This is a genomic window from Streptomyces sp. NPDC029296 (genome assembly GCF_055569255.1).
Genome location: NZ_JBVHXT010000089.1, coordinates 1 through 11,004 on the forward strand (window position 1 = coordinate 1; position 11,004 = coordinate 11,004).

Sequence of the window (11,004 nt, forward strand, 5' to 3'; positions counted from 1 at the left end):
CTCCGCCAACGACACCATCACCGCGAACAACACCGGCTGCACCACATCCACCCGCCCCAACAACCCCTCATCCCCACCACGCACCACACCCAGCAGATCCCACCCCTCCACATACGGCTCCAACGCCGCCGCACACTCCCCCATCCGCCCCGCGAACACCGGCGAAGACTCCAACAACCCCCGCGCCATACCCACCCACTGCGACCCCTGACCCGGAAACACGAACACCACACCAGACGAACCGGAAGCCCGGCCGGCCACCACACCCGCCACCTCACGACCCACCGCCAACTCACCCAGACGCGACGTCAGCTCACCCACGTCCGCACCCAGCACGACCGCCCGGTGCTCCAGCACCGCACGCCCCGACGCCAACGTGAACGCCACATCCCGCGCGTCCGGCTCCCCACCCTCGGCCACCCACTCCAGCAACCGCGCCGCCTGCTCCGCCAACGCCCCACCACTACGCGCCGACAACACCCACGGCAGCGGACCCCGTTGCGGGTCGGCCGGCTTCTCCTCCCGGGCCGGGGGCTGTTCCAGGATGACGTGCGCGTTGGTACCGCTGTAGCCGAAGGAGGAGACTCCCGCGCGGCGGGGGCGCCCGGTCTCGGGCCACGGCCGGTTCTCGGTGAGCAGCCGGACGTGGCCCTCGCTCCAGTCGACGTGGTGTGACGGCTCGTCGACGTGCAGGGTGCGCGGGAGTACGCCGTGCCGCATGGCCTGCACCATCTTGATCACACCCGCGACCCCCGCGGCGGCCTGGGTGTGCCCGATGTTGGACTTCAGGGAGCCCAGCCACAACGGCCGCTCCCGGTCCTGGCCGTAAGTCGCCAGCAGCGCCTGGGCCTCGATGGGGTCGCCGAGGGTGGTTCCGGTGCCGTGGCCCTCGACAGCGTCGACGTCGGCGGGGGTCAGCCGGGCGGCGGCCAGGGCGTCCTGGATGACCCGCTGCTGGGCGGGCCCGTTGGGCGCGGTCTGGCCGTTGGACGCGCCGTCCTGGTTGACGGCGGTGCCGCGCACGACCGCCAGGATCCGGTGGCCGTTCCGCTCGGCGTCGGAGAGCCGTTCGAGGACGAGCACGCCGACGCCTTCGCCCCAGCCGGTGCCGTCGGCGGCGGTGGCGTACGACTTGCAGCGCCCGTCGGGGGCGAGGCCGCGCTGGCGGGAGAACTCGACGAAGACGGCGGGGGTGGACAGGACGGTCACGCCGCCGGCCAGGGCCAGGGTGCATTCGCCCTCGCGCAGCGACCGCACCGCCTGGTGCAGTGCCACGAGCGACGACGAGCACGCCGTGTCCACGGTGACGGCGGGGCCCTGGAGCCCCAGGTGGTAGGCGACGCGCCCGGAGACGAGGCTGCCGACGCTGCCGCCGCCCGGGTCGTAGTCATGGTGGAAGGAGCCGGCGAAGACGCCGGTACGGGTGCCCTTGAGGCGCTGCGGATTGATCCCGGCGTCCTCCAGGGCCTGCCAGGAGGTCTCCAGCATGAGCCGCTGCTGGGGGTCCATGACCAGGGCCTCGCGCGGGGCGATCCCGAAGAACGCCGGGTCGAAGTCGGCCGCGCCGGTCAGGAAGCCCCCGGAGCGGGTGTAGGTCTTCCCGGTACTGCCCGGTTCGGGGTCGTACAGCGCTTCCACGTCCCAGCCCCGGTCGGCGGGGAACTCTCCGACCGCGTCCTCTCCCTTGACGACGAGGTCCCACAGGTGGTCCGGGGAGCCGACCCCGCCGGGCAGCCGGCAGGCCATGCCGACGATCGCGACGGGTTCGGTGCGGCGGCCTTCCAGCGCCTGGAGCCGGCCGCGCGTGCCGTGCAGTTCCTCGGAGACCGCCTTGAGGTACTTCAGCAGCTCTTCTTCGGTGGGCATGAGCTCACTCTCCACTGGGGTCGGTGGGCGATTCGTCGCCGGAGACGGAGATGCCGAGGCTGTGGGTGACGAAGTCGAGGACTTCCGCCGCGGTCGCGGATTCGAGGCCGGCCGGCCCGTGTTCTTCGGCCACCGCCGTGGACCCCGGTGCCGTCCACGGCTCCGAGATGCCGCGGAACGTCTCGGCCAGCGCGGTGCGCTGGGCGCCGGTCAGGTCCAGGGCGGTCAGGTGGTTCCTGATGCGGGTGAGGTCGGCCATCACCTGCTCGTACGTCGCCTGGTCGGGCTCCGCGGCCGGTTCGGGCGCCGGGGTGAGACGGTGCAGCAGGTGGTCGGCGAGGGCGCTCGGGCTGGGATGGTCGAACACCGCGGTGGCGCTGAGCTTCAGGCCGGCCCGGGCGTTGATCCTGTTGCGCAGTTCGACTCCGGTGAGCGAGTCGAAGCCGAGGTCGCGGAAGGCCTCGTCGGCGCCGATCCGGCGCGGGTCGCCGTGGCCGAGCACCTGGGCGACGTCGGCGAGCAGCAGGTCGAGCAGCGTCTCCCGGCGCCGTTCGGCGGGCAACCGGCTCAGCCGGTCCCGCAGGGATTCCTCCGGCGCCGTGCGAACGGCCTGCCCGGCGGTCCGCCGGTGCTCGGCCGGCACCAGGTCGCGCAGGAGCGCGGGGGCGGTATCGGCGCGCAGGGCGCCGGTGTCGACCCGGACCGGGACGACGACCGGTACGGCCGCGGTGAGCGCCCGGTCGAACGCGGCCAGTCCATCTTCGGCGGTGGTGGGCAGCAGTCCGGTGCGGGCGATCCTGCCGTGGTCGGCGGTGCCGAGTCCGGCCGTCATGGTGCTGGTCTCGGTCCACATGCCCCAGGCGAGGGAGACCGCGGGCCGGCCGGCCGCGTGCCGGCGGGCGGCGAACGCGTCCAGGTAGGCGTTGGCGGCGGCGTAGTTGGCCTGGCCGGGCGAGCCCAGCACACCGGCCGCCGAGGAGAACACCACGAAGGCCGCGAGGTCGGCGTCCGCCGTCAGTTCGTGCAGGTGGCGCACCGCGTCCGCCTTCGGCCGCAGTACGGTGTCGAGCCGCCGCGGGGTGAGGGAGTCCAGGACGCCGTCGTCGAGGACGCCGGCGGTGTGCACCACGGCGGTCGGCGGATGTCCGTCCGGGATGCGGGCCAGCGCCCGGGCGAGCTGGTCGCGGTCGGCGACGTCGCAGGCGATCGACAGCGCGGTCACTCCCCGGTCGAGCAGGTCCTCGGGCAGGGTCGCGCCGCTGCGGCTGAGCAGCAGGAGATGCCGGACGCCGTGCTCGGCGACGAGCCGTCGGACGACCAGCCGGGCCAGGGTGCCGCCGGCGCCGGTCACGATCACCGTGCCGTCGGGGTCGAGAGGCCGGGGGATGGTCAGGACCGTCCCGCCGGTGCGGCCGGGATCGGCCTGCCGGTGGGCCTCGGCGGCGGCGCGTACGTCGTGGGCCCATACCGGCAGCGGCCGGAGGGTGCCGTCGCGGAAGAGGCCGGCGAGAGCCGCGAGGTTCCGCCACTGGGGGGCGGAGTCGCCGGCGTGGGGTACGACCGGTGCGGGGGCCGTACGGCCGTCGTCGACCTGGGCCGCGGGTTCGCCCTCGTGTGCGGCCGTACGGCCGTCGTCGTCCACGGCCGGGTGTCCGACGCCGCCCGGGGCCGTGAGTCCGCCGTCGCCCGGGACCGCGCCTCCGTCCGCCAGGCTCACGTACACGCCGTCCGCCGCGAGCAGCGGGGCGGACGCGTCGGCCGTGTCCCCGGTCCGCGGGCCGAGGACGATGTCGAGTCCGGCCGGGATCTCCTTGGGGAACTCGTCGGGCCCCGGCTTCGCCACGTGGGCCTCGTCCAGGCCGAGGGCGCGCAGTTCCTCCCGGGCCCCGGCGGGCGCGGTGGCGTACACCTCGGCGCCCAGGTGGCGGGCGAGCCGGACGGCCGCCAGGCCGCTGTCCGTGGCGTCGGTGTGGATCAGCACGCGCTGCCCGGGCCGTAGCGCGGCCGTGTCCACGAGGGCGTGCCAGGCCATGAGGAACGCCCGGGGGGCCGCCGCGGCCTGCGCGAAGCTCCAGCCGCTCGGCAGCGGGGCCAGGCAGTGGTGGTCGGTGACGGCCTCGCGGGACAGTGCGTCGCCGTTCGGGAAGAGACCGAACACCCGGTCACCGGGGGCGAATTCGGTGACATCGGGGCCGGTCTCGGTGACGACGCCGGCGCCTTCCGCGGCGGACCGGCCGTCGGTGCCGATACCGGCCGCGCGCATCGCCACCCGGACCTCGCCGGCCTCCAGCGGCCCGGTGCGGTCCGGTCCGGCGACGAGGGCGAGGCCGGCCGCGTCGCCCGGGCCGGCGGCCCGCAGCCGCCAGGTGGGTGCGTCGGGCAGCGGCAGCAGGGCGGTGCCGTTACGGGTCAGCCGGGGCGCGTACGGCCGGCCGTCCCGGACGGCGACCTGCGGTTCACCGGTGGCGACCGCCAGGGCCAGGGCCCGGTCCGTCCGGGTGTCCACGTCCACGAGCAGCAGCCGGCCGGGGTGTTCGGCCTGGGCGGAGCGCAGCATGCCCCACACGGCGGCGGTGACCGGGTCGGGCCGCTCCATGAGCGTGCCCTGGGTGACGACGGCGAGCCGTGCGGTGGCGGTGGCCGGGTCGGCGAGGAACTCCTGGGTGAGCGCCAGCACTTCGGCCAGGCGAGTACGGAGGTCGCCGCCCGGTGCGACAGGGGCGACGGTGAGGCCGGCCGGTGGCTCGCCCGGGTCCGTGACCGGCAGGGGGCGCCAGCGCAGGTGGAGTCCGCCGTCCCGGTCCGGTGCCGCGACCGCGTCCATCGGCCGCAGCGCCAGCGCGTCCACGGTGACGACGGGCTGCCCGGCCGGGTCCACGGCGGACAGGGTGACGGAGCCGTCGCCGGAGGCCGCGAGCCGTACCCGCAGCACCGCCGCGCCGGTCGCGTCCAGGGTGACGCCGGTCCAGGAGAACGGCAGCAGCGGCCGGGCGCCGTCGGTGCCGTCCAGGGCGGGCAGCCCGAGGGCGATGGTGTGCAGGGCCGCGTCCAGCAGGGCCGGGTGGATGCCGAAGCCTCCCGGCTCGGTGGGCAGTTCGACCTCCGCGTACAGCTCGTCGGCGGTGCGCCAGGCGGCGCGCAGGCCGCGGAACGCCGGGCCGTAGCCGTAGCCGCGCTCGGCCATGCCGTCGTAGAACCCGTCCAGCGGTACGGGCCGGGCGCCGGCCGGCGGCCAGTCCGGGGCCGGGCCGGGCCGCGGGGCCGCGGGGGCGAGGACGCCGGCCGCGTGCCGGGCCGGCGGTTCGGCCGGGGCGGCGGAGGTGGGCGGTGCCGCCGAGGAGTGGACGGTGACCGTGCGGCGGCCCGACGCGTCGGGGGCGCCGACGACCACCTGGAGGTAGACGGCGCTGTCGGCGGGCAGGACGAGGGGGATGTGCAGGGTCAGTTCCTCCACGGCGGGGCAGCCGGTGACGCCGCCCGCGTGCAGGGCGAGTTCGAGGAACGCGGTGCCGGGCAGCAGGACGGTGCCGCCCACCGCGTGGTCGGCGAGCCAGGGGTGTGCCGTGGGCAGCACCCGCCCGGTGAGGACGGTCTGGCCGTCGGGGAGGTGCACGGCGGCGCCGAGCAGCGGGTGCCGCATGACGTCGAGCCCGGCGGCGCGCAGGCCCGCCGTGGTCGCGTCGGCCGACTGCCAGTAGCGCTGTCCGGCGAACGGGTAGCCGGGCAGCTCCACCCGGCGTCCGCCGGGCAGCAGCCGGTCCCAGGCCAGGGGCAGGCCGGCCGTGAAGGGGAGGGCGAGCGCGCGGGCCAGGGCGAGCGGTTCGGGCCGGCCGGTGGTGAGCGCCGCCGTGGCGACGTAGTCGCCGTCGTCGAGGACCGTGTCGAGCGTCGCGTGCACCATCGGGGTGACGACGGCGTCCGGCCCGATCTCCAGGTAGGCGGTGACTCCCCGCTCGGCCAGGCACCGTACCCCGTCGGCGAAGCGTACGGCGGTACGTACGTGTTCCACCCAGTAGCCGGGGGTGCGCAGCCGCTCGCCGTCGGCGAGGGTGCCCGTGACGTTGGAGACGACCGGGATGCGTGGCGCCCGGAAGTCCAGGCCGGCCAGTGCGTCGGCGAAGTCGCCGAGCATCGCGTCCATGCGGTGGGAGTGGAACGCGTGCGACACCGGGAGCCGGCGCACGCGGCGGCCGGCGGCCCGGAAGTGCTCGGCGACGGCCAGGGTTGCGGCCTCGTCGCCGGAGACGACCACCGCTTCCGGACCGTTGACCGCGGCGATGCCGACCGTGTCCGTCAGCGCCGCCCGCTCCAGGTACGCCCGTGCCTCCTGTTCGCCGACGGCGACCGCCACCATCGCGCCGCCCTGCGGCAACGCCTGCATCAGCCGGCCGCGCGCCGCGACCAGAGCGCACGCGTCGGCCAGGGACAGCACGCCCGCCGCGCAGGCCGCGGTGATCTCGCCGAGGGAGTGTCCCATGACGTAGTCGGGCCGTACTCCCCAGGAGCGCAGCAGTTCCAGCGTCGCGTACTCCACGGCGAACAGCGCGGTCTGGGTGTACATGCTCTGGTGCAGCAGCCGGGCCGGCGGGGAGTCCGCCGACGCGAACACGACGTCTTTCAGGGGGTGTTCGGCGTATCCGGAGAGGTGGGCGTCCACCGCGGCGCACACGGTGTCGAAGGTCTCGGCGTAGACCGGGTACCGCTCGTACAGTTCGCGGCCCATGCCGGCGCGCTGCGATCCCTGTCCGGAGAACACCAGGGCCAGTCCCCCGGTCCCCGCGGCGCCGACCGTGCCGACGACGGCGTCCGGGGTCTCCTCGCCCCGGGCCAGGGCGGCCAGCGCGCCGGTGAGGGTCGCGCGGTCGGTGCCGAGCAGGACGGCCCGGTGGTCCATGAGGGCGCGGCCGGCGGCCAGGGTGAAGCCGATGTCGCGGGGGTCGGGGGCGGGGGCGTCCTCGATCCGGGCGAGCAGCCGCTCCGCCTGGCGCCGCACACCGTCGGCGGTGCGCGCGGACAGCACCCAGGGGATCACCGGGGTGTCGGCGGCCGGTTCGGGCGCCGTGGTGCCCTCGGGGTCCTCGGGCGGGGCTTCGAGGATGACGTGCGCGTTGGTGCCGCTGATGCCGAAGGAGGACACCGCCGAGCGGCGTGGCCGGTCCACTTCCGGCCACTCCTGCGGCGCGGTCAGCAGCCGCACCGCGCCGGACTCCCAGTCGACGTGGTGCGACGGCTCGTCGACGTGCAGGGTGCGCGGCATCAGGCCGTGGCGCATCGCCTCCACCATCTTGATCACACCCGCGACCCCGGCGGCGGCCTGGGTGTGCCCGATGTTCGACTTCAGCGAGCCCAGCCACAGTGGCCGTTCGCGGTCCTGGCCGTAGGTGGCCAGCAGCGCCTGCGCCTCGATCGGATCACCGAGTGCCGTACCCGTGCCGTGCGCCTCGACCACGTCCACGTCCGCCGGCGACAACCGCGCACCCGCCAACGCGGCCCGGATGACACGCTGCTGGGACGGACCGTTCGGCGCCGTCAGACCATTGCTGCCACCGTCCTGGTTCACCGCCGAACCCCGCACGACCGCCAGCACCTGATGCCCGTGGCGCCGCGCGTCCGACAACCGCTCCACCACCAGCAGACCCACACCCTCCGACCAGCCCGCACCGTCGGCCGCGTCCGAGAACGCCTTGCACCGCCCGTCCGGCGACATCGCCCGCTGCCGGGAGAACTCCACGAACGTCGTCGGCGTCGACATCACCGTCACACCACCCGCCAACGCCAACGAGCACTCCCCGTTGCGCAACGCCTGCGCCGCCAGATGCAACGCCACCAACGACGACGAACACGCCGTATCCACCGTCATCGCCGGACCCTCAAGACCCAGCAGATACGAGATCCGGCCCGAGGCCACGCTCGACGAGCTGCCGAGCATGCGGAAGCCCTCCATGCCCTCGACGGGCTCGTGCAGCGGCGGGCCGTACTCCATCGCCATGAGGCCGGTGAACACGCCCGTCCGGCTGCCGCGGAGCGAGGACGGGTCGATGGCGGCCCGCTCCAGCGCCTCCCAGGACGTCTCCAGCAGCAGCCGCTGCTGCGGGTCCATCGCCGCCGCCTCACGCGGACTGATCCCGAAGAACTCCGGTTCGAACACGGCCGCGTCGTGCAGGAAGCCACCCCGCCGTGTGTACGTCTTCCCCAGCCGGCCGGGATCGGGGTCGTACAGCGCCTCGATGTCCCAGCCGCGGTCTGCGGGGAACTCCGAGGTCGCGTCGAGACCGTCCAGGGTGGCCTGCCACAGTTGCCGGGGCGAGTCGATGCCGCCCGGGAAACGGCAGGCCATGCCGACGATGACGATCGGGTCGTCGTCCGCGACGGCGGCGGCCGGGACGGGACCGGCCGGGCCGCTGGACGTGCCCTCGACCTGCTCACCGAGGAAACCGGCCAGGGCGTTGAGCGTCGGGTAGTCGAAGACCAGCGTCGAGGGCAGCCGCAGCCCGGTCGCGGCCTGCAACCGCTGCCGCAGCTCCAGACCCGTCAACGAATCGAAGCCCATCTCCCGGAACGCCCGCTCCGGATCCACCGAGGCGGCCGAACCGTGCCCCAGCACGAGGGACACCTGCGTACGTACCAACTCCGTCAGTTCCGAGGCTCGTTCGTCCTCGTCCAGCGCCGCCATCCGCGCCGGCCAGGAGGACGCCCGCGCTGCGCCGTCGACCGCCGTGGCACGCCGGGCCGGGGGACGGACGAGGGATGCGAAGAGAGACGGCAGGGTGTTCTGGGTGGCGCGGTCGCGCAGCCCGGGCAGGTCGAGCCGGACCGGCACCACGACGGCACGGTCGGCGGCAAGCGCCGCGTCGAACAAGGCCAGACCCTGCCGCGCCGACATCGGCGCCAGCCCCGTGCACGACAGACGCGCCAAGTCGGCCTCGTCCAGATGCGCGGTCATCGCACTGTCCCCGGCCCACAACCCCCACGCCATCGACGTCGCCGCCAACCCCCCGGCACGACGCTCCACCGCCAAAGCGTCCAGGAAGGCATTCGCCGCCGCGTAGTTGCCCTGACCAGCGGTGCCGAGCACGCCCGCTGCCGACGAGAACAGGACGAACGCCGCCAGATCCGCGCCCCGGGTCAGCTCGTGCAGCCAGCGCGCCCCGTCCACCTTCGGACGCATCACCACGTCCACGCGCTCCGCCGACAGCGCCGTCACCACACCGTCGTCCAGCACACCCGCCGCATGCACGACGGCGGTCAGCGGATGCTCCACCGGGACCTGGGACAGCACCTCCGCCAGCGCCTCACGATCGGCCACATCACACGCCACGAACCGCACCGACACACCAGCGGCCCCCAACTCCGCCACCAGGTCCCGCGCGCTCTCGCCACCACGCCGTCCGAGCAGCAACAGACGCCGCACCCCGTACTCCTCCACGAGATGCCGGGCCACCAGCCCACCCAACGCACCCCCGGCACCCGTGATCAACACCGTGCCATCCGTGTCCAGTTCCGGCCGGCTTGGGGTCCGCACCGCGACCGGAGAGAGCCGAGGGACGTACAACCGCCCGCCGAGAACGGCCACTTGCGGCTCCCCGAGGGCGAGGACGACCGCCACATCGGCGTCCTCGCCGGCCGGTACGTCGACCAGGACGATCCGACCCGGATGCTCGGCCTGCGCCGACCGCAGCAACCCCCACACCCCGGCCGTCGCCGGATCGGCCACACCCGTCATCCCACCCCGCGTGACCACGACCAGCCGCCCATCGACGGAATCGGCCACGAAATCCTGCACCAACGCCAGCGCTTCCCCGACCCGCACCCGCACATCACCGCCGGGCTGGACATACTCCACCCGGACGTCGGAAACCGGTTCGACCGGGATGTCAGGGGCGGCTACGTCGATCCAGCGCACCTCGTACAGCGGGTCGGCGGCGGCCGAGCCCAGCTGGGCCACCTGTTCGCGGGACATGGGTTGCAGGCGGAGTTCGTCCACGGTCACGACGGGCAGCCCGGCCCCGTCGAACGCGGCCACCCGCACGGCACCGCCCGGCTGGGGGGTCAGCCGCACCCGCAGCACCGAGGCACCCACCGAGTGCAGCCGCACCCCGCCCCACGAGAACGGCACCCACAAGTCCTCCGACGGCAGCGGATGCAGCGCGGCATCGAGCAGGGCCGGATGGACGCCGAACGCGTCCGAGTCGCCCGGCAGCCGGACCTCGGCGTACAGTTCCCCGCCCGCCCGCCACATCGCGTCCAGGCCCTGGAACACCGGCCCGTACCCGTATCCGAGGCCGGCCAGGCGCTCGTAGACCTCCGCGCCCTCGACCCGTCGGGCTCCGGGCGGCGGCCACGCCGTCTCCAGCCGTTCCGAGGACACGGCCGGGCCGCGCGACACCATGCCGACGGCATGCCGCACCCACTCGGTCTCCGCGTCCTGGGGCCGGGAGTGCACGGCGATCGTCCGCCGCCCGGCCTCATCCTCGGCGCCGACCGTCACCTGGACCGACACCAGTGTGTCCGGCGACAGCACCAGCGGCCGTTCCAGCGTCAGTTCCTCCAGCACCTCACAGGCGACCTCGTCGGCCGCCCGCAGAGCCATCTCCACGAAGGCGGTGCCGGGAAGGATCACGGTGCCGAAGACGGCGTGGTCCGCCAACCAGGGGTGGGTACCGAGAGAGACACGTCCCGTGAGCACGGCCTCGTCGCTGCCGGCCAGGCGTACGGCGGCTCCGAGCAGGGGATGGTGCGCCGGGTCCAGTCCGAGCCCGGCCGCGTCCACCACCGAACGACCCGCTGGCAACCAGAAACGCCGGTGCTGGAAGGCATACGTCGGCAGATCCACCAACCGGCCACCACCCACCCACGCCGTCCAGTCGACATCCACCCCGGCGACGAACACCTCCGCCGCGTGCCGCAACAGCCGCGACACCTCGTCCTCGTCACGGCGCAGAGTCCCCACCGCCGTGACCCCACCGACACCGGCCACCTCCGCCGCCTGGGCCACCGCACCCACCAACACAGGATGCGGACTGACCTCCACAAACACCCGATGCCCGGCCTCCAGCAGCGTCTCCAGCGCCCGGTCGAAACGCACCGTCTCCCGCAGATTCGTGAACCAGTACTCCGCATCCATCACCGCCGTATCCA

Annotated in this window: 2 protein-coding genes; both read right to left on the minus strand. The window is 74.3% G+C overall.

The annotated features are described in order from the left end of the window. Positions 1-1,866: type I polyketide synthase (locus tag ACZ4W9_RS39955; RefSeq protein WP_467944158.1), on the minus strand; the 1,866-nt coding region annotated here is incomplete at its 3' end. Between the two features lie 4 nt (positions 1,867-1,870). Then, positions 1,871-10,990 (minus strand): SDR family NAD(P)-dependent oxidoreductase, encoded by a 9,120-nt coding sequence (locus tag ACZ4W9_RS39960; RefSeq protein WP_467944159.1) that lies wholly within the window; start codon positions 10,988-10,990, stop codon positions 1,871-1,873. Between the last annotated feature and the right edge of the window lie 14 nt (positions 10,991-11,004).